Source organism: Dorea formicigenerans (assembly GCF_025150245.1).
GTDB lineage: Bacteria > Bacillota > Clostridia > Lachnospirales > Lachnospiraceae > Dorea > Dorea formicigenerans.
Map to the genome: position 1 here is coordinate 2489861 of NZ_CP102279.1, position 19223 is coordinate 2509083.

Sequence of the window (19223 nt, forward strand, 5' to 3'; positions counted from 1 at the left end):
GGAGGGCGAAAATACGGAAGTGGTACCCGCTTCCTATGCTTGCTACGAATGTTTTTATCCTTTAGGCTCTTATCACCTACTACGGAGAAAAAGCGATTTTGCCAAACTTACGCAAAAGAAAAACGCTGCAACCTCAAAAAAGATTACAACGCTTTCTAAATCCTGTTCAGTTTTAAGTCGGACATTCCTATTCGCCCTCTTTTTCGACTTCGGAAATCTCCTTTGCCGTTGCGGTTACAATCCGTATGCCTGTATCACTCATACCGTCAAGAAGCGCGTCAAGCTGCCGCCGCTGCGTGTTCTTCTCCGGCGGCGTTTCTAAAAGGAATTGGTCTACGGATATATGGTAACGCTGTATCAGCTCAAAGAATATCTGTAAACTTGGGTGCTGCCCCTTGTTCTCAATGTTCGCAAGGTAGCGCGGCGAGATAAACATTTCGTCGCCTACTTTCTTGCGGCTCTCCTTGCATCCCTCACGCGCTGCCTTTATCGCTGCCCCAAAAGCCTTAAAGTCGTATCGTGGTACTGGTCTTTTTGCCATAGTTATTCACCCTATTACATTTTACTGTTCCCCTTTCTTCTTGGATATGTCTACGTAGTTCTATCAGTTAGCCAAAATAATTCATATATATATATGTTGACAACAAGCTGCTTTTGTATATAATATTATATAAAAGGGGGGGAATGTTTATGTTACATAGCATGCGTATTCGATAAGCATTGAAATCAAAAAAGATTTTTCCCATTTTCAATATGGGCTTTTTTGTCATGCTTATTTTGCGTATGCTATACAACAAAACTAACGACGTATAGACATAGTATAAAAACTATGCCTTAATTTTGTTGTAGTATTATATGTATAAATGCAGGTCAATGCTCATGTTGAGAATTGACCTGCATTTTTTTGCGCAAAAGGAGAAATATTATGCTTGAAAAATATTGGATAAAATGTCCAATTTGTAACGGAAAGACGAGGGTTCAAGTATTTTATAATACGGTATTAAGAAATTTTCCTCTTTTCTGCCCTAAATGTAAATTAACGCATATCGTTGATGTTGAAAAACTAGAAATCATAATCAAAAACTCTGAAAAACAAACTTTTTAATTTTGAAAAGGAAGGATATTTAAATGAAACACTTACCTAAAAGTACACCTACGGAAATATTGAATGACCCATACGGATTTACTTACAAAGAAATGTCGGAAGTAATTGGAGAGGATAAAGCAAGAGCCTTATATACGGAATTGTATAAACAGCCATTTCACAAAGAAAATCTATCAATATCAACAAAAAAAGTCTATAAAAGTAGCGATACTGAAAAGTATGTTTATGAATTGAAAGATAACAGGTATATTGAAACGGTTTTTATTAAACGGCGAGATGGTGGGACTGTTTGCGTAAGTACGCAAGTTGGTTGTTCTGTTGGCTGTATTTTTTGTGAGTCCGGACGCAATGGTTTTGTTCGTAATCTAACACCGTCTGAAATTGTGCAGCAGGTTGTATTGATACGTCAAAAAGTAAATCGTATCGTTTTTATGGGAATGGGAGAACCTTTATTCAATTACGACAACTTGATTGCAGCAATCCATATTCTTCGAGATAGAAATGGACTTAACTTTCCAACCGACGGCATTACCGTATCAACAGTTGGTCCAGTTAATCAATTAAAAAAATTGCGCGAAGAACATCTAAAAATTCAGTTGACAATATCTTTACATGCAGCAACACAGGCTGCGAGAAACTGTATCATTCCTCATATGCACATGTACGCTATTGAAGATGTTGTTAAGCAAGCATTGTCCTATTCTCAAAGGCATAATCGAAAAGTGGTATTTGCGTATTTGCTTTTACCAGGTATAAATGACCGTTCCTCAGATATAAGGCAACTTGCAAAATGGTTTAAGGGCAAAAATGTTATGATTAACGTGCTGCAATACAACCCGACGAGTAATTCAAAAATTAGAGCACCACAAAAACAAGAAATGGTTGCGTTCAAACATCAATTAGAGCAAACAGGACTTGAAGTTACCATGAGAGTTTCTCATGGTAGAGAGATTAAAGCAGCTTGTGGACAGTTAGCTAATACATATAATAAAGCCAAAAAACAACAGAAATAATTTAATTAAAAGAGCCAGACGCACAGACGCAGAGCCGATAATATGCAGTTTGAAATACTGCTGTTATCGGCTCTTTTTTGATTTTAATTTGTGCCCCTAATAACCATATTGGAGCAAAATCAGAACTGTTGCTTGTCGTTCTTTGATTTCCGCAGCAGCTTTGAAAAATCAAAGCCGCCGTTTCTTTTTATCTTCTAATGAAATGACGCGGTATCACTGTTGAAATCGGCGGCTAAAGGAGGTAGCCGCCATGAAGCAAAAAGCATATCGACAAAATCCGACAGTTATTGACTTATCAAAAAAAGCCCGCCCACCACCGGGGGAAACTACGCTTATATATATGAACTATCTAATCATCTGGATACTGCTTACAATGCCTATGCGCCCGTCCGGGCTTTTCGGACGGGCGCATTTTGTACGTTCAAAAAATTTTTGAAGAAATTTCAAAAAATCTTCGGCGTTTTTGAAAAACGCCGTATTGCCCCGCGAAAAGGGGGGAAGCACCACCAACTTTCCAACGAGAAAGGAGGTGAGAATGTGGAACCTAATAGCAGGGAGTTTTACAAACAGTGTGCTTTTCAGAAGTTTTGTAATACGGTATTGCACAATGAAGCTTGCGACACCCATAGAGAACTTCGCAGACACAAGGCAAAGGAAGTGACCTTTTCCGACATGACCTTAGACGAAGCGCGGCAGCTTCATACGTTTGATGAATATTTCAAACGTGAAGCCGCCGAAACCGTCTTTGAGAAAGCCGGGAAGAAAATCACGCCAAAGCTGCTTCTTGAAGCAATCCGTACTTTGCCGGAAGAAAAGCGCAAAGCCATATTGCTGTATTACTTCGAGGGAATGAACGATACCGAGATTGCGGAGCTGTTCAACACGTCGAGAAGCACGATACAGTACAGGCGGACAAGCTCTTTTGAGAAATTAAGAAAATATCTGGAGGAAAATGCTGATGAATGGGACGAATGGTAACGAACCCGGCTACCCGGAAAATGCCCTTGTTCCTTATCCTGTCATTGTGGCAGCGACAAAGGGCGACCCGGACGCCATGAAGATTGTCTTGCAGCATTTCAGCGGCTACATAGCCCGCCTCTCCATGCGGAAGCTGTACGACGAGCGCGGGAACGTCTATTTTGGCGTAGACCACGACATTCGGGAACGGCTGCAAGCAAAACTGATGATGGCTGTCCTCACCTTTAAGGCAGAGGAATAAACCGCAGCGGCGGCGGGACGCTTTCTCTCTCCCCCTTTTCCGTTCCGCTGCTGACGCGGCAGCAAAGCCATTCTGAACCTTGACAAAGAAAGCGGCGCAAGATAACGGCGGCGCAGCATAGGGCAAATCGGATACGTTCCTTTTGCGCCGAGCCATACGGCGGGTGCGCCATGACGCTATCCGGGTGAGGTTATCCCCGCCCGGACAGCCGAGCGACCAACACCGCGCCGGAAAGCAAGTGTAGCGGCTTGCGGGCGACGACACGCAGAATATACAATGATACTTCCTTACAGCCACAGTCCGAGCGTTAAGAGCGTCGCAGGCAATGGGTAGGGCGGCATGAGAACCATGCCGGGGTGAAATTCCCATGAGGTTATGCTAATAACCGTCCGATTAAAGCCTTTGTTTTATTGAATAGTGGACTTGCTGCTATTCATAGACTATATTATATGTTTGCGAAAGAAAGGGGGATTTTCTTTGACGCAAAACCAAACGCCCGTTACCACAACGGAGCATAAAATAGGAAAAGTTACTTACCTTGTATGTTCGTCCGCAAGTGAACGCGCAACGGACACACTGGATAAAAAGATAAAAAAACTCATTCGCAAAGACATGGAACTGAACCCCGCAAACGCCCGGAAATAGGGCGTTTCTTCACATTTTATACATGACACAGGCAGCGGTATGTGGTATAATATAGACAGTACAAATACCATGCTTGTCTGTCGTCGGAAAGGAGGACAAAATGTTACAGACAGACAAGATTACCGCTTTATATTGCAGATTGAGCCAGGAAGATATGCAAGCCGGGGAAAGCGAGAGCATACAGAACCAAAAACTGATTTTACAAAAGTATGCTGACGAACACCACTTTTTCAACACGCGCTTTTTCGTAGACGACGGATTTTCCGGCGTGAGCTTTGAGCGTGAGGGGCTTCAAGCCATGCTGCATGAGGTTGAAGCCGGGAACGTGGCGACCGTCATAACAAAAGACCTTTCCCGTCTGGGACGTAATTATCTGAAAACCGGGGAGCTGATAGAGATTGTCTTTCCCGAATATGAAGTGCGCTACATTGCCATTAACGACGGTGTAGACACAGCAAGGGAAGATAACGAGTTTACCCCTCTGCGGAACTGGTTCAACGAGTTTTACGCCCGCGACACCTCAAAGAAAATCCGGGCTGTCAAACAGGCAAAGGCGCAGAAAGGCGAGCGCGTCAACGGCGAAGCTCCTTACGGCTACCTTATCGACCCGGATAACCGCAATCATCTGATACCCGACCCGGAAACGGCGCACGTCGTAAAACAGATTTTTGCAATGTATGTACGGGGCGACCGTATGTGTGAAATCCAGAACTGGCTGCGGGACAATGAAATACTGACCGTCGGGGAACTGCGCTACCGCAGGACAGGGAGCAAACGCCACCCCCGCCCACAGCTCAACGCATGGTACAACTGGCCGGATAAGACGCTGTACGACATTCTGACAAGGAAAGAATATTTAGGGCATACCATAACCGGGAAAACCTACAAGGTATCTTATAAGTCGAAAAAGACGAAAAAGAACCCGGAGGAAAAAAGGTATTTCTTCCCCAACACTCACGAACCTTTGATTGATGAAGAAACCTTTGAACTTGCACAGAAGCGGATTGCCACCCGGCAACGCCCGACAAAGGTTGATGAAATTGACCTGTTTTCCGGGCTGCTCTTTTGCGGGGACTGCGGCTACAAAATGTATGCAGTACGCGGAGCCGGGACGCTTGAACGGAAACACGCCTACACTTGCGGCAACTACCGCAACCGGGCAAGAAATGATATGCTCTGCACTACGCATTATATCCGCAAAAGCGTATTGAAAGAACTTGTCCTTGCAGACTTGCAGCGAGTAACGTCTTATGTGAAAGAGCATGAACAGGAGTTTATCGAAACAGCCAACGAGTGCAGCGCAAAGGCAGTACAAAAGACGCTGACACAGCAGCGGAAAGAGCTTGACAAGGCGCAGAACCGTATTAACGAGCTGAACATCTTATTCCGCAAGCTCTACGAGGACAACGCTTTAGGGAAACTTTCAGATGAACAATTTGCTTTTCTGACTTCCGGCTATGATGAAGAAAAAAAGACGCTGACCCGGAGGATTGCGGAGCTGTCACAGGAAATCGACAACGCCACCGAGCGCAGCGCGGACGTAAAAAGGTTTGTCGCACTGGTACGCAGATACACAGCGATTGAAGAACTGACCTACGAAAACGTCCATGAATTTATTGACCGTATTCTTATTCACGAACTGGATAAGGAAACGAACACCCGCAAAATCGAAATCTTTTATAGCTTTGTCGGCAGAGTTGATACAGGTGACAAGCCTACCGAAAGTATCTCCTATTTCAGACAGATAGGAGCCGACGTAAAGAGTTATGCTATCTAACATACATCAAAAAGAGGTAAGATAACACCCTCTGCAAAAAAGGTATCGTTATCTTACCTCAACAAAATTTCCTCCTGAGTATCCGTCATCCACATATATATCAAAGATCTGAATATCCGGCTGGCTTTTTACAAAGCTCCGAAGTAACTCTCTCTGATTTGCAATGCTGTTGCTCTCTGACTTCGCACCGCCCTCTTCCATATCATCTTTCGATAATCGAAGATACAATGCAGCATCGTATATATCTGGCATATTAATTTGCATCTGTTCCATTTTACATCGCTCCCAACTTACTTATTCCATTGAATTTGAAGTCAGAAACCATGTATCACGTTCATTTTCCCTGACCTCACATTAACATAACATCTGTAGCTTCGCAAGATATTTTTTCAAGACTTGCATCTAATACATCAACTCCGTTCTTTTTCTAAGATAATCACTAATGGCATCTGTGGCATCCATTTCTCCGGTCATTTCCACGACCACCACATACCCTTCATTCATGTGAGCATACGGTTGATTGCCGGATTTATCCAGAAAAGTTTCCACTTTCTCAGAAATAGCTTTATCCATATCAGGAATTAAATCTTCAATGTCCTTTAACTGCTCCAGATCAACACTAGAATCTATTACCGACTGATTCACCATGATGCTCACCTCTTTTCCAACATATTCTTTGTATCAGTTGTCCTATACCTACAATTTTCTCAATCACATCACCTTACCTTTCACATTTTGTTCTCAAATTTTATCTATTACTATGGCATTGCATATTCTGTTCGGCGTGTTGGCTTCCATTTGTATAACCCGTTGTCAACGTCACAGTCAACCTCTATCAGAGTATTTCTGAATACTGCCAGCTTCTTCGCAAGCCTACCAGTCGTTTCCGGAGTATCTTCGACGCTCGCCCATAAAATCATTTACAGGGTTATGGCATCTGTGAGATCAGATTATACAGCTCATGTAATTTTCAAGGTACAAAAGAGTTTTTTTGAATATCCTTTCACTTATTACAGCCTGGAAACACCAAAATGTTGTTCACTTCAAAAAAATCCTCTCACTAATAAAGCCTGACAGAAGGATTTTACCAACCTCATTTTGCAATAATTTGCAAAAAGTATTTATCCTCATCTGTACATTCGCTTTCATGCGAACCTTTATCGTACTGTTATTTTAATTCGCATTCATGCGAATGTCAAGTGTTTTGTTCGCTTCAATGCGAATCTTTCTGTTTACATTCACTGTTTTTGGTAGTAAAATGGATTTATCAAAAAGAAAGTGGGAAATCTGATATGACAATCGGTGATAAAATAAAAAAAATCCGGACATTCCGGAATATGACACAGGCAGAACTTGGTGCTGCCCTCGGTTGGGGCGATAAAGGTGCAAATCGTCTTGCCCAATATGAAACGAATTACCGGGTTCCCCGCAAAGATCTGGTAACTGAAATGGCTAAGATTCTGGACGTAAACCCACTGACACTACATGAGCCAACCACGATGGACGCCTCTGAACTGATGGAAATTCTGTTCTGGATTGATGAATTTAACCCAGCAGCTATTAATCTCTTTCAGTTAGAAACCTATCCGGGTAAAAAATGCAATTCCAGTGAGGGTACCGCTGTCCGTTATCATGATTCTGATAACTGGCCGGCTCATCCACCTGTTGGTATGTGGTTCAATTATGGAGTTCTCAATGATTTTATGAAAGAATGGCTTCTCAGAAAAGAAGAATTGAAATCCGGTAAAATTACCAGAGATGAGTATTTTGAGTGGAAAATTAACTGGCCACAGACCTGTGATGGGTGTGGGAAATATGAGCCGAAAAGGCAATGGCGATCTGCAAATGCAGAACTTAGTGAAACTTAGCAAAACTTAAATTTATTATGTTTTTTCTCTTTAACCAAAGAAAAAAGCACTGAAAACCATCAGTCCAACGGTTTTCAGTGCTTTTTTCATATTGCTCTATTGAATTTTCCTCATTCCACCTATACAAGTGAAACTTAGAGAAACTTAAATTAAATCTCTTTCAGACAATTCAATTTGGATATTCACCAACTGTGGATTATTTCTCAGTGGGCCAGTTTCCAGCTTACTGCCTGCTGCCTTGCATCCACAAATCTCTTATAAATGCCTTCCTGCTTCATTAGTTGCTCATGTGTTCCCTGCTGTACAATTCTTCCTTTGTCAACAACCACAATCTGGTCTGCATGTCTGACCGTTTTTAATCTGTGGGCAATCATAATAATCGTTTTTTCCTTTGTAAGTGCATCTACTGCATCCATCAGCTCCTTTTCATTCTCTGGATCAACATTTGCCGTTGCTTCATCCAATATGACGATTGGCGCATCCTTCATAATCGCTCTGGCTATCGAAATACGCTGTTTCTCACCGCCGGAAAGTGTGGCTCCACCTTCTCCAATCACTGTGTCGTACCCATCCGGAAGTTTGCTGATAAAATCATGACAGCACGCTTTCTTCGCCGCTTCCACCACTTCCTCATGACTTGCATCCTGACGTCCGAATTTAATATTATTCTCAATGGTGTCTGCGAACAAATACACCGACTGAAATACAAATGAAAAATTACGCATCAGACTGTTCATGCTGTAGTCTTTTACATTCACACCTCCAAGTGTCACTTCCCCGGAATCCACATCCCAGAACCTGGCAATCAGATTGCAAAGTGTTGATTTTCCTCCACCAGATGGTCCAACGATTGCTGTCGTCGTTTTCTGCGGAATAGAGAGCGATATATCATCAATGATCTTCCGTTTGTCATAAGAAAACGAAACATTAGAAAGTCTAATATCGTAATTTTCCGGCTGTATTTCTTTACCGTCGATATCCATGGTATCCAGCTCCAATATTGCATTTGCTTTATCTACACATACGCTTACCACATGTAAAAGAGATGAATAATTTCCTGCACATTCCAGACTGGCATAAAGCATAAATGCTGAGATTGTCATACCAATTGCATAGACCGCACTCATAGTTCCATTAATATAAAAATATGCACTGCATGCTACGATTACTGCACCTGTGGTTTTTGTTATGACGCTTTGCAGAAAATGATAAGGGACAAACAACATCTCCATCTTTGTATTAATCTTTTCGCATGCTTCATTTGCATCATTTAATCTTTTTGCCTGTTTTCCAAGCAGGTTGTATGATTTTACTTCTGATATTCCCTGCAGATACTCCATGATCTGATTTACAAGCTCTGTATCGCATACCACTTTTTGCTCTGAATCGTTTTTCCCTGCATTCTGCATCACAGCATTTACACCAAAGAAAATAAGCACTCCTGCTGCAGCTGTCAGTCCAATTCTCCAGTCAAAAAGAAACAGCATAAGAATGATCATGGATGTTTCCAGAATTCCCTGCATGGTCAGCATAACCACTCTCGCAGCTACATCGCCAAGTGTTTCCATTGTATTCGTCGTAATAGAAGAAATTTCCCCGATGCTGTTGGCATTAAAATATCCCATCGGCAGATAGCGCAGATGCTCTGCAATCTTGATTCTCATAAAAGCACTCGCATTATATCCTCCTTCTGTCTGAAGCACTGTAGAGTATCTCTTACAGATGACATCAACTACAATTGCAATCACCATGATCGCAATTGAACCACCAATATATTTTCCTATTGGTTTTCCACTCATCAAACCAATCAATATGTACATAATAGCCGGTATCTTCATTGCTGAAGCGAGAGCCTCTATAAGTCCGATCACTATCGACAGTTTAAATTTATTACCATTTTCCCTACCTGAAAAACGAAAGAATTTTGCCAGAATTCCAAACATATCATTCTCCCTCCTTCACCGTATCTTTTACAGAAATATGGGCATCCCACATTTCCTTATAAAGCGGGCATAACATCAGTAGTTCCTCATGTGTACCATGTGCTGTTACATTTCCATCATTTACGACAAAGATCTGATCACTGTCCTTAACGGTAGAAAGCCTGTGTGCGATTACGATCAGTGTCTTCCCTGCTACCAGTTTTGCAATAGAATTCTGCAGAATCGCCTCATTTTCCGGATCCGTATAAGCAGTTGCCTCATCAAGAATTACAATCGGAGCATCCTTCAGCATTGCCCTTGCAATGGAGATACGCTGCCTCTCTCCTCCTGACAGATGTCCTCCTGCACCTCCTACAACCGTATCAAATCCGTTCTCAAGCTGCATGATAAATTCATAGCATCCGCTTTTCTTTGTCACCTCGATGATCTGTTCATCTGTAGCCTCCGGATTTCCCTGTCTAATATTTTCACGTACCGTTTCATTGAACAGATAATTATCCTGTGCAACATATGCAATTTTCCGATTAAAATCTGCAAGCGACATTTCTTTGACATCAACTCCACCGATTTTAATACTTCCGGAATCCACATCCCACAAGGACGCAATCAGCTTTGCGATGGTTGACTTTCCGCTTCCGGAAGGTCCTACGATTGCATTTACCGTTCCTGCTTTTAGCTCCATAGTTACTCCATGCAGAATCTCTTTGTCGTGATAACCAAACCTGACATTTTCAAGTGTAACGGAGTTATCTTTTGGAACACTTTTACTTTTCTCTGGACGTTCAAGCTCCGGCTGTTCCAGAATTCCTGCCACTTCACCAACAATCACTCCGATCTTGCCAAGATCATCTGTATAGGAACCCACTGTGATCAACGGTCCAACGATTCCAAGTGATAAAATAATGCAGATGACAAAATCTGAAATCGCAAGTGTTCCATTGGCTACATAATGTGCCCCAAACGGCAATACCGTAAGAAGCGTATAAGGTGTGACCACCATCATCAGTCCATGAAAGATCGAGCACCGTTTCATCCAGGAAATAAAGGAATCTGCATATTCAAAAGCCGCCTTTGTAAATTTGGCATAAGAACTTTCTGTCTTTCCAAATGCCTTGATCACTTCGATTCCGTCAATATATTCCACTGCCGCATCATTCAGATCTTTTGTTGTCTGAACCGTTCTCTCGAAGCTTGGTTTATAATCCAGCATCATTCCAAAATAGGAAAGAAATCCCACTATAACCGGCACCAATGACCAGAGTGCCAGTCTCCAGTCTGTCAGGAAGAAATAAATCAAAATCACAATCGGTGCCAGCAGATTGGACGTGAATTCCGGGACAATATGCGCCAGTGTTGTCTCGATACTGTCGATTCTTTCCACCATAATATTTTTAAATGTACCGGAAGGTGTGTCTTTCACATAGCCAAGAGGTACCCGCGCCAGCTTGTCACAGCAGGATTTTCTTATATTTGCAAGTACTGCAAACGTTGCTTTATGTGACAATGCTGTCGAAAGTGAATGAAGCAGTTCTGCAATGATAAACGATAATGCAATCAGAACCGCTTTTGCAAGATATATTTCAAACTCCTTTTCACCATTTAAAAACAGCTTTACTATATCTGCAATAATAAAATACGGCAAAATCTTAAAAACCACATTTCCGATTGCAAGTAACACACTCCATACATAGGCAATTCTTTTTTGTCCGGCCCATGTCAGGATCCAGCTGATTGCCGACTTCTTTTTTTCTTTCACATTCGTTCACTCCTTACTTTGGTTTTATTGTTGTTTCTTTCATTAGTTTATTCTAACTCATATATAATAAAATAGGTGGCTTACTGGCATTAGCCACCTGACTTACATTAGTTATACCGGGAATTCAATATTCCACAATCGTTCCCAGCCACCTGTATTGAATTCTTTCAGCTGATGCACATTTTTCTTTGCAGTCTCCCTGTCTATATCATGCTCAATGATCTGAAATACTGATGAAAAAAATCCCGTATAGATCATATGCATAAGGCTTTCCTCTACAATCGGTATTTTCACACCGTTCTCTTTCATCTTTTCCATATATTTCAGGCTGGACTTCATTTCCCGTTCTACCATATTGTGTATGAATAGTTCAAATTTTCCACTGTCTCCACATTTCAACAATAATCTGAAATTATCATAATGATCATAAATATAATCAACCATCTGCTCCATTCCATCACTGGATGTATACGACATATTCCTTGTCTGATCACTGGCCGAAAGCTTTTCAAACTCCTCAACGATCTGATCATAAATCTGATAAATGTGTTCCATATAGGGATCTGTCAGTGCATCAAAAAGTGCCTCTTTCGTCGGATAATATTTGTAAAATGCACCAGTAGTAAGTCCGGCATCTTTTACAATGTTTCTTAAAGATGCTCCGGTCAGACCATCTTTCAGGAAATGTTTTCTGGCTGTATTTAATATATTTTTTTGTGTATCTTCTGCTTTTGTCGACATTCTTTTCGTATCCTCTAAAGTTCTTTCCAAAAATATAACAGTGCTATATAGCACTGTTATATTTTAACTCATTACAGGAATTTGTCAAGTCTGCTGTTTCGATTTTTTATTTTCCCGTGTATTCAATTTTCACTTAGCAGATGCATCTGTAGTTTGATTTTGCCGTCGTCACACCACATGATTCTCTTCAGCATCTTTCCTTTTGACCAATATAAACTTTTCATTGCTATATATAAGAACGGAACCATGATTCTGCGTGTTGCCTTTCCAATTTGTACAAACTGTCCACCATCAAAAAATACATGCTTTAACGGTATTTTTGCCTATGTCAGAAATGCCATGGCAAGATCTGCACCAATCGAAGATGCAACTACAAGTTCTATTTCTTTGATTCCATGTTTAAGCCTCCTCTTCGACTTTTTCAAAATCTACTGTCAGTTCCTTCATAGAAATTTTTACCACCTTAAAACCATACTGCAAAAGTTCCTTTTTGAATGTAAGGAACGAATGATCTATAGGCACTCCGGCAATGTTTTCAATTTCAGCAAAAGTCAACTTGAAATCGTCTGTTTTATTTTTATTGATTCACTTCCATAAAGGATTATATTTGCTCATAATTATCATTCATCTACTTTCCAAAACTATTTACAATATCCTTTGCCATCAGTCAGATTTACTCCACTTGCCACAACACTTTTCCTGGATAAAATATTTTCTTATCTTCTCCATTCCTTCTGCATCCATCTGATACTGATCTGCAATAGTTCCATTTTCAAAATGAATGACATCAGTGCAACACTCTATAATCAGTTCCAAATCATGTGTGATCACATAAACCGAAATTCCGGTATCCCACACTTCTCTTAGAACCTCTGCAACCTCCAGCATATGCTTATGATCAAGACCACTGGTTGGTTCATCCAAAAACAGCACAGAGCGCCCGGAGGCAATTGCAGATGCGATAGCCGCCCGCTGCTTCTGACCTCCGGAAAGTGACATTGGATGACGGTCTTTGACTTTTATCAGATCCAGCATATCAAGAAATTTGTCTGCTTCTTTCTCATTTTCTTCTTTCATGCTAATCATAACTTCATCCTGTATTGTCTCTGTAAAAAGCTGATGATTCACTTCCTGCATAACCATATAACAGGCTTTCAGCCTTTCTTTTGGTCTGTAAGTTTTTCCATTCCAGATGATTGTGCCACATTGTTTTTCCAAACCACAGAAACAACGGGAAAAAGTAGATTTTCCAGCTCCATTATTGCCCGTAATTGCGACAATCCGATTTGCCGGAATCTCACATTCTCTGATATATAAAATCTGTGGACCATTCTTATATGCAAAATTAAAATCATGAAGTTCCATTGTGGTTCTTTCTGATATCAACATCTCTGGCATAAGGAGATTTTCCAGAACATAAGCCCGCAGTCCCATCTCTTCTCGCTTTTCTTCTGTCAGATTTTCAAACTCTGTGGCTGAATAATCCTGAATAATCTGTCCCTCTTTCATATAAATAAACCGATCCGCCAGCCCACGCAGATAATACAGGCGATGCTCCGATATAATAATCGTTTTTCCCTGTTCCTTCCAGTGGGCGATTATTCTTCGCAGATCCATGATTGAAGCTGCATCCAGATTAGAAGAGGGTTCGTCCAGGACAAAAATATCCGGTTTCATAATAGAAACCCCTGCACAGGCAATCTTCTGCTTCTCTCCACCTGAAAGCTGAAAAATATTGCGTCCAATCAATTTTTTCAGATGCAGCTCCTGAATTGTAGCCTGCAATCGATCTTTGATTTCTTCCTTTGGCATTCCAAGATTTTCACATCCAAAAGTAATCTCGCTTGTTGTATCTACATTAAAAAACTGTGACCGTGGATTTTGAAAAACACTTCCAACAATTTTTGCTGTATCATACAGTGGCTGCTGCGAAACATTTATCCCATTTATCCATATCTCACCAGTTAATTTTCCTTCATAATAATGTGGAATCAACCCATTGATCATTCGAGTGAGTGTTGTTTTTCCACAACCGCTCTCCCCACATAGCACAATAACCTGACCATCTTCTATCTCCAGATCAATATCCCGGATTCCCACAGAATATTCATTATTTTCTCCATATGTAAATGTTGCATGATCTATTTTTATCATAATGTACTACCTCAAAAAACAATATACTGATGCAAAAAGAACAATATAAAGCATGCAAAGCAAACAACAATGGCACTAAAATCCTGTACATGAAAGCCAATCTCGCAGACATTGGTTCTTCTGACCGGTGCACCAAGTCCCCTTGTTAGAGCTGCTGCAGACAGCTCATCACCAATTTTTATTACGGATACCATCAATGGTATCAGCCGGTATTCAATCATAAGGAATGGATTTTTACCACCAAAACGGATATTTCTCATTTTCATTGCATCCCGGATTGCCTGATATTCTTCCTTGATTGTAGGAAAGAAACGGAAAATAACTGACAACGGTATTATGATTTTTTCTGTGACATGCATCCGCTCCATTGCACTGATAAACTCACTTACAGATGTAGAAGAAATCAGATATGCGCCTGTCATAATTCCCGGTGCAAAACGCGTCATAATTGATGTTGCTGCCAATATCAGAAAAGAAATCATACCACTCCAAACATTCAATGCCAGCCGCTCCAGTACAAAGCATACCGCATAGAGAACTGCATATTTACCGGCTGTTTTGAATTTGTGCTCTGACAAAATCAATGCAAATGGTATAAGGCTTAGTATTGGTTTCACTATATTCATGATTCCATCATTGCTGGTACTGAACATCAATGTTGTAATCGTTATAAGCATAAACAATTTTGTTCTAGGATCTAAAACAATTCCATTTCTGCTGTCAACAGTAGCAGATAATATCTCATCCATTACACGATTCCTGCTTTTACAAAGTGTTTTTTGAGCAACGCTTTTCCAATCATTCCTCCAATGATTGCGCAGATAAAGATACCTGCAATCACAAGAACAATGCTCCACATAGGCATGACAGCCATTACTTTATCTGCATACTCTTTACCAAAACTGGCTGCGAAGCTGGCTCTTGAATCTTCTACCATGAAGTACATTGGAATATATGTACCAACCATCCAGAGACTGAATACTGCATATCCAATCAGGCTCCTTTTAGCACTTTTATAATTGCCAAATTTCAGAATCAAATCTCCCAGCAGCCCAAAGATAAGCCCCAAAGGTACACCCCAATATCCCATTCCGGTAAGTCCCATCAAAAGGCCACTCAGAATTGCCATCAGCGTTACCATACCAAACTTCTTTACCCTTGTCAGGAATAACATAAATGGAATTCCTGTGATCAGTGTCCACAATGCACCAAGAATCGGAAGAAATATCGGAACAAAGCCAATCGGAATTGCCACACAACATCCGAGTACAAAATAAAGGACTGTGAAAAGTCCCAGATTAATCAGGTCCTTCGCCTGTAATTTGTTATTCATACAGAATACCTCCCTTGTATAATTAGCTCTATCTAACTACTCCATAAAATACCATATGTTTTGTTATATCTCTACAACCAAATATCATTTTAGCTCCAAACAGCATTGGGTTTTATTGTTGACTCTGCTCTCTTCAAATCCTATAATATTATCTGTTACAGGGCAAAAGTACTTATATCAGGGAGATCTTCTATGAAAATTAACGACGTGATCAAAAAATGTATCAAAATACCAGGTATATCCATAAAACAGGCTGAATATAGTATGGAGCTTATATTAAATACGAAGGAAGGTAAAGGTTCGATGACCTTTTTTTCACTTTTTCCCGGTCTGTCTCTGGCATATATTTTTATAAATTCTCCAACCTGGACGGCTCCCGACCTTCGATCAGACAGCTCCATTACAAAAGGTCCATTGCTTCTTAACTATTGTGTGACAGGTCGTTGTGAAATGATCCTGAACAACAAAAATTTTGTCTACATCAAAGACAGAGAACTTTCTCTCACAGAATGCTTCGCCCAAAAAGAATATGTTTATCCAAAGCGCATCTATGAGGGGCTTGAATTCTTTATTGATATAGATACATTTACTTTAGAAAATACATGGGTACAAAATGAATTTAGCATTGATTTCAGAAAAATCTCAAAGATGTTTTGTCCTCATGGAAGCACTTATATATCGACAGCGACCCACGAAACTGAGGAAATTCTCAAAAAACTATGGGAATTATATGATTTTCCGGCCTCTTTTGCAGTCATTCAAATGAAAATATATACGCTCGCTTTATTCTCAGTACTACAAAATTTGGAGGCTATCCCTAAGTCTCAGGCCTGCACTTTCTTTACTGAATCTCAGGTTAATATTGCTAAAAAGGTCGAAAATATCATCACCTCAGACCTAAGGCTGCATCATCCTGCGTGGGAATTGGCTGAATATTTTTCTATCAGCGAAACCAGTCTAAAAAATTATTTTCGCGGTGTTTACGGACAGAATATTTCTGTCTATCTGCGTGAAATGCGTATGAATAAAGCAGGCGAACTGCTTGCCTCAACACGACTGTCTGTAGCTGAGATTGCAGCACAGGTCGGATATCTGAATCAGAGCAAATTCGCCTCTGTGTTTAAAAAGCATTTTGGTGTATCACCTTTGGAATATCGCCGCACCAGACATTTAGACTCCTAAACTCTCCATTTTGTTGCCTCTCTTCTTTCAACAATAAAATGACGATAAATCCCATCCTGTCTCACAAGTTCTTCATGTATTCCCTGCTGTACGGTTTTCCATTCTCCAGAGCGAAAATCCGTTCAGCTTTCTGTACTGTTTTTAGGCGGTGTGCAATCATAATAACAGCTTTATCATTTGTCAAGTACCACCCACTGGTCATTAAAATAACAAATTACATATAATCAAACTTCTTCCGAAGATATATTCTGAGTAGCATGATACCCATATTAATGAGTATAAATAGCAAAATCAAATTCACCGGCAGATATTTTCTAGTTACATCCCCAAGCACTGCTATCCCTGAAAGGCTTCCAATCAAAAACATTTGTGAAATTTCGTTCCACATTTTTTTGTATTGTTTTATTGTTTCCATAATTATCACCATTATGATTCCCATTATGAAAAGCACAGCTACGATTGCCAGAATCCTGATAACCCATACTTCCCCACCTGTATATGCTATTTTCTGGTTAAATCCATTATCATAAGTTGGATATACCAGCCATTTACAAAATCGAACATACCACATGAATGGAGCCATAAAAAAATCTATGAAATCATGTTGAAAAGCACCATTCTGTAGAATTGCAAACAGGACTACCGTAATGTATCCCATTCCCCAGAAATATTCTATAGACTTCATGCTTTCCGTTCTGTCCTTTACTTCTTTTTTCGCTTTACGAATTTCCAGCTCAGCACGTTTCTTTTCGTTACGGGCTTTGGATTCTGCCTGCTCTATCTTTTTCTCTGCTTCTTTTTGTTTCTTCTGTGCTTCATCTACTGCTTCAACAGATGATTTATTAACCTGTATCTGCAATTTAGAGTTCTGGTCCCGAACGTCTTTTATTTCTTCTTCGAGCTGCTCTTGCTCGCTCCTGCTCTTCAAGCCGTTTCTGTTCCTCAAATCGTCGTTGTTCTTCTGAAGCGATTGATTCAGCTTCTGCGTTTCGGACAGTTCGGTTGTCAAACGATGAATTTCGTCGTTTAATTTCCGAATTTCGTCTTGCATTTCGTGATTCTCGAAGAATAGCTTCTGTTTTTCCATTTTCAGCTTGTGTGTCCTTTCCTGAAATTTCTGGATAAACTCGTTCATCTTCTGATTTCTCACCTGTAACTCGTCTCTCTCTTCCGTCACTAGCTCCAGTGACGCCGCCTGCTCCTTCGCAAGCTGCTTCCACTTGTCGGTAGTATCCGGCAAGTTCTTCATCTGATCTGCTGTCTCTGTTGGCTGAATCTCTGGCTCTTTTCCTATTTCCATTAAATTCATTCTCTAGTCCCTCCTTGCTGATATCCAAATGAAATGTTTTGAACAGATTACTGTCACGTACTTTCTTTCCCTCTTGGTTCTGAAAAGTAATGTGCTTCCGTTTCTCTGTCCAGTTTACGTTCCATCCGAACTGCTTCATTTTTTCTATAAACTTTTCTTTGCTGATACAATTTTCCAGTGCTTTTAACACTGCCATTGCACAGTCCGCTACAAAGCTATCCTTTACCTGCTGACGGAACAGATTATATTTGTCTTTGCTCCATGCAATGACTTCCCCTTTTTCAATCTGACTTCCATCAAAATGCTTTCCTTTTTCGGCAACGGTCAGTCCTCGTTCCCGGCACATCTGATTGGTAAGCTGTTTCATACGTTCCAGATCTTTTCTGGTGTTATGCAGCTTTCTCCCATCTTCATAACTCACTGAATTAGTAACCAAATGGCAGTGGATATGGTCTTTATCCTTATGCACAGCCACTAAGGTCTGGAATCCACTGAACCAATTTTCTGCAAACTCTTTTCCAAATTCAAATGCCTGCTCCGGGGTGATCTGCTCATCCTTATGCCAGGAAATAATGTTGTGGGCATACATTCTCCCTGTATCTTTATTCCACATCTTCTTTTCTTCCAAAAAGGTTCTGTACACCAGATCATAATTAATTTCATTGTGACAGTACGGGCCTGTTATATAAGTAAGCAGCTCACTTGTCTTGTCCTGTCGTAAAACATATTCAATACAATTTCTCATTGCTCCATGTGTATTTGTCCGCTTATTAATCGTCTTATTAACTGCCATATCCTTTCACTCTCCTTCCGATACTTGAGAATATTTTTATTGAGGAAATACAACATACTGTCGTTTGGGATTTCTCCATCTGTATGCAGTTTTCTTGCAATCTGGTTGATATTTGTCGTAGCTCCCCGGAGCTGACAAAGGATATCCGCAAACATCTGGTTCAGTCTTTTCAGTTCTTCTATTTCCTCTGCCGTTGCTATCTTCAAGTCTGCGATTGCTTTTATCACAACTTCCTGCTGTGTTCTTCCGGATTCTTTAACCTTGCTCTGAAACAAATCGTATTCCTCTTTATTCATCCGTATGGTTACTGTATGATTTCGTTTTCTCATAGGCTTTTGTCTCCTTTCATTGCTTGATTTTCATTCTTTGTTAACAGCCACAGCGT

Annotated in this window: 21 protein-coding genes and 1 pseudogene; 9 read left to right on the forward strand and 13 right to left on the reverse strand. The window is 40.6% G+C overall.

The features are described 5' to 3' along the window. Positions 1–187: 187 nt before the first annotated feature. Positions 188–541 (reverse strand): helix-turn-helix transcriptional regulator, encoded by a 354-nt coding sequence (locus tag NQ560_RS11995; RefSeq protein WP_002569186.1) that lies wholly within the window; start codon positions 539–541, stop codon positions 188–190. Positions 542–925: 384 nt separating this feature from the next. Here NQ560_RS11995 and NQ560_RS12000 point away from each other — a divergent pair, with 384 nt between their 5' ends. From NQ560_RS12000 to NQ560_RS12030, 7 genes are all read left to right on the forward strand, one after another. Then, positions 926–1105 carry a cysteine-rich KTR domain-containing protein gene (locus tag NQ560_RS12000; protein ID WP_002588768.1) on the forward strand — a complete coding sequence of 60 codons (180 nt, stop codon included), beginning with the start codon at positions 926–928 and terminating at the stop codon, positions 1103–1105. Positions 1106–1128: 23 nt separating this feature from the next. Continuing rightward, on the forward strand, positions 1129–2118 hold the full coding sequence (gene rlmN / locus NQ560_RS12005; RefSeq protein WP_002569187.1) for a 23S rRNA (adenine(2503)-C(2))-methyltransferase RlmN: 990 nt from the start codon (positions 1129–1131) through the stop codon (positions 2116–2118). 250 nt (positions 2119–2368) lie between these two features. Further along, positions 2369–2554, forward strand: coding sequence for a hypothetical protein (locus NQ560_RS12010; RefSeq protein WP_005333800.1), 186 nt, complete (start codon positions 2369–2371; stop codon positions 2552–2554). Positions 2555–2655: 101 nt separating this feature from the next. Beyond that, positions 2656–3096, forward strand: coding sequence for an RNA polymerase sigma factor (locus NQ560_RS12015; RefSeq protein WP_002569188.1), 441 nt, complete (start codon positions 2656–2658; stop codon positions 3094–3096). Continuing rightward, a complete protein-coding gene (locus NQ560_RS12020) occupies positions 3077–3337 on the forward strand; it encodes a helix-turn-helix domain-containing protein (RefSeq protein ID WP_002569189.1) in 261 nt (86 codons plus the stop codon). Before NQ560_RS12015 ends, NQ560_RS12020 begins: the two co-directional genes overlap by 20 nt. 417 nt (positions 3338–3754) lie before the next feature. Further along, the gene (locus NQ560_RS12025; protein WP_004613661.1) at positions 3755–3982 is read left to right on the forward strand and encodes a transposon-encoded TnpW family protein; all 228 of its coding nucleotides are present in this window, start codon (positions 3755–3757) and stop codon (positions 3980–3982) included. A 100-nt stretch (positions 3983–4082) separates the two neighbouring features. After that, positions 4083–5759, forward strand: a complete 1677-nt coding sequence (locus NQ560_RS12030; protein WP_002569190.1) for a recombinase family protein — start codon at positions 4083–4085, stop codon at positions 5757–5759. Between the two features lie 63 nt (positions 5760–5822). Here the strand turns inward: NQ560_RS12030 and NQ560_RS12035 are convergent. Both NQ560_RS12035 and NQ560_RS12040 read right to left on the reverse strand, forming a co-directional pair. Further along, positions 5823–6032 (reverse strand): annotated as a pseudogene (locus NQ560_RS12035) (recombinase family protein); the annotation flags it as partial. Between the two features lie 129 nt (positions 6033–6161). Further along, positions 6162–6407 carry a DUF6870 family protein gene (locus tag NQ560_RS12040; protein WP_005333795.1) on the reverse strand — a complete coding sequence of 82 codons (246 nt, stop codon included), beginning with the start codon at positions 6405–6407 and terminating at the stop codon, positions 6162–6164. A gap of 644 nt (positions 6408–7051) precedes the next feature. Between NQ560_RS12040 and NQ560_RS12045 the strand changes: the two genes are divergently transcribed. Then, positions 7052–7627 carry a helix-turn-helix domain-containing protein gene (locus tag NQ560_RS12045; protein WP_008369868.1) on the forward strand — a complete coding sequence of 192 codons (576 nt, stop codon included), beginning with the start codon at positions 7052–7054 and terminating at the stop codon, positions 7625–7627. A 203-nt stretch (positions 7628–7830) separates the two neighbouring features. Here NQ560_RS12045 and NQ560_RS12050 read toward each other — a convergent pair whose 3' ends face one another. The 7 genes from NQ560_RS12050 to NQ560_RS12080 all read right to left on the reverse strand — a co-directional run bounded on the left by NQ560_RS12050 (position 7831) and on the right by NQ560_RS12080 (position 15554). Continuing rightward, on the reverse strand, positions 7831–9570 hold the full coding sequence (locus NQ560_RS12050) for an ABC transporter ATP-binding protein (RefSeq protein ID WP_005333791.1): 1740 nt from the start codon (positions 9568–9570) through the stop codon (positions 7831–7833). A gap of 1 nt (position 9571) precedes the next feature. Next, on the reverse strand, positions 9572–11326 hold the full coding sequence (locus tag NQ560_RS12055) for an ABC transporter ATP-binding protein (protein ID WP_005333790.1): 1755 nt from the start codon (positions 11324–11326) through the stop codon (positions 9572–9574). 111 nt (positions 11327–11437) lie between these two features. Then, a complete protein-coding gene (locus NQ560_RS12060) occupies positions 11438–12067 on the reverse strand; it encodes a TetR/AcrR family transcriptional regulator (protein ID WP_008369863.1) in 630 nt (209 codons plus the stop codon). A gap of 399 nt (positions 12068–12466) precedes the next feature. Beyond that, positions 12467–12652, reverse strand: a complete 186-nt coding sequence (locus tag NQ560_RS15790; protein WP_227159739.1) for a hypothetical protein — start codon at positions 12650–12652, stop codon at positions 12467–12469. 78 nt (positions 12653–12730) lie between these two features. Continuing rightward, the gene (locus NQ560_RS12070; protein WP_005333781.1) at positions 12731–14221 is read right to left on the reverse strand and encodes an ABC transporter ATP-binding protein; all 1491 of its coding nucleotides are present in this window, start codon (positions 14219–14221) and stop codon (positions 12731–12733) included. 11 nt (positions 14222–14232) lie between these two features. Then, positions 14233–14970, reverse strand: a complete 738-nt coding sequence (locus tag NQ560_RS12075; protein WP_005333779.1) for an energy-coupling factor transporter transmembrane component T — start codon at positions 14968–14970, stop codon at positions 14233–14235. Beyond that, positions 14970–15554 (reverse strand): MptD family putative ECF transporter S component, encoded by a 585-nt coding sequence (locus NQ560_RS12080; RefSeq protein ID WP_005333775.1) that lies wholly within the window; start codon positions 15552–15554, stop codon positions 14970–14972. The genes NQ560_RS12075 and NQ560_RS12080 overlap by 1 nt, the downstream gene beginning before the upstream one ends. Before the next feature lie 192 nt (positions 15555–15746). Here NQ560_RS12080 and NQ560_RS12085 point away from each other — a divergent pair, with 192 nt between their 5' ends. Further along, positions 15747–16736: a helix-turn-helix domain-containing protein gene (locus NQ560_RS12085; protein WP_005333772.1), complete on the forward strand. Its 990-nt coding sequence runs from the start codon at positions 15747–15749 to the stop codon at positions 16734–16736. 214 nt (positions 16737–16950) lie between these two features. Here NQ560_RS12085 and NQ560_RS12090 read toward each other — a convergent pair whose 3' ends face one another. Genes NQ560_RS12090 through NQ560_RS12100 form a run of 3 tightly spaced genes read right to left on the reverse strand, consistent with a single transcriptional unit; the run spans position 16951 to position 19167 of the window. Continuing rightward, entirely contained in the window at positions 16951–17664 is a 714-nt protein-coding gene (locus NQ560_RS12090; RefSeq protein WP_242981852.1) for a DUF6040 family protein, read from the reverse strand. Next, positions 17597–18838, reverse strand: a complete 1242-nt coding sequence (locus tag NQ560_RS12095) for a relaxase/mobilization nuclease domain-containing protein (RefSeq protein WP_233420476.1) — start codon at positions 18836–18838, stop codon at positions 17597–17599. The genes NQ560_RS12090 and NQ560_RS12095 overlap by 68 nt, the downstream gene beginning before the upstream one ends. Next, positions 18787–19167 (reverse strand): plasmid mobilization protein, encoded by a 381-nt coding sequence (locus NQ560_RS12100; RefSeq protein WP_172675350.1) that lies wholly within the window; start codon positions 19165–19167, stop codon positions 18787–18789. The genes NQ560_RS12095 and NQ560_RS12100 overlap by 52 nt, the downstream gene beginning before the upstream one ends. Positions 19168–19223 lie beyond the last annotated feature (56 nt).

Bases quoted from the DNA above. Each gene is read 5' to 3' on its own strand.
- NQ560_RS11995 (WP_002569186.1), bottom strand. From the start codon at position 541: ATGGCAAAAAGACCAGTACCACGATACGACTTTAAGGCTTTTGGGGCA.
- NQ560_RS12000 (WP_002588768.1), top strand. From the start codon at position 926: ATGCTTGAAAAATATTGGATAAAATGTCCAATTTGTAACGGAAAGACG.
- rlmN (WP_002569187.1), top strand. From the start codon at position 1,129: ATGAAACACTTACCTAAAAGTACACCTACGGAAATATTGAATGACCCA.
- NQ560_RS12010 (WP_005333800.1), top strand. From the start codon at position 2,369: ATGAAGCAAAAAGCATATCGACAAAATCCGACAGTTATTGACTTATCA.
- NQ560_RS12020 (WP_002569189.1), top strand. From the start codon at position 3,077: ATGAATGGGACGAATGGTAACGAACCCGGCTACCCGGAAAATGCCCTT.
- NQ560_RS12030 (WP_002569190.1), top strand. From the start codon at position 4,083: ATGTTACAGACAGACAAGATTACCGCTTTATATTGCAGATTGAGCCAG.
- NQ560_RS12040 (WP_005333795.1), bottom strand. From the start codon at position 6,407: ATGGTGAATCAGTCGGTAATAGATTCTAGTGTTGATCTGGAGCAGTTA.
- NQ560_RS12045 (WP_008369868.1), top strand. From the start codon at position 7,052: ATGACAATCGGTGATAAAATAAAAAAAATCCGGACATTCCGGAATATG.
- NQ560_RS12050 (WP_005333791.1), bottom strand. From the start codon at position 9,570: ATGTTTGGAATTCTGGCAAAATTCTTTCGTTTTTCAGGTAGGGAAAAT.
- NQ560_RS12060 (WP_008369863.1), bottom strand. From the start codon at position 12,067: ATGTCGACAAAAGCAGAAGATACACAAAAAAATATATTAAATACAGCC.
- NQ560_RS12070 (WP_005333781.1), bottom strand. From the start codon at position 14,221: ATGATAAAAATAGATCATGCAACATTTACATATGGAGAAAATAATGAA.
- NQ560_RS12075 (WP_005333779.1), bottom strand. From the start codon at position 14,970: ATGGATGAGATATTATCTGCTACTGTTGACAGCAGAAATGGAATTGTT.
- NQ560_RS12080 (WP_005333775.1), bottom strand. From the start codon at position 15,554: ATGAATAACAAATTACAGGCGAAGGACCTGATTAATCTGGGACTTTTC.
- NQ560_RS12085 (WP_005333772.1), top strand. From the start codon at position 15,747: ATGAAAATTAACGACGTGATCAAAAAATGTATCAAAATACCAGGTATA.
- NQ560_RS12095 (WP_233420476.1), bottom strand. From the start codon at position 18,838: ATGGCAGTTAATAAGACGATTAATAAGCGGACAAATACACATGGAGCA.
- NQ560_RS12100 (WP_172675350.1), bottom strand. From the start codon at position 19,167: ATGAGAAAACGAAATCATACAGTAACCATACGGATGAATAAAGAGGAA.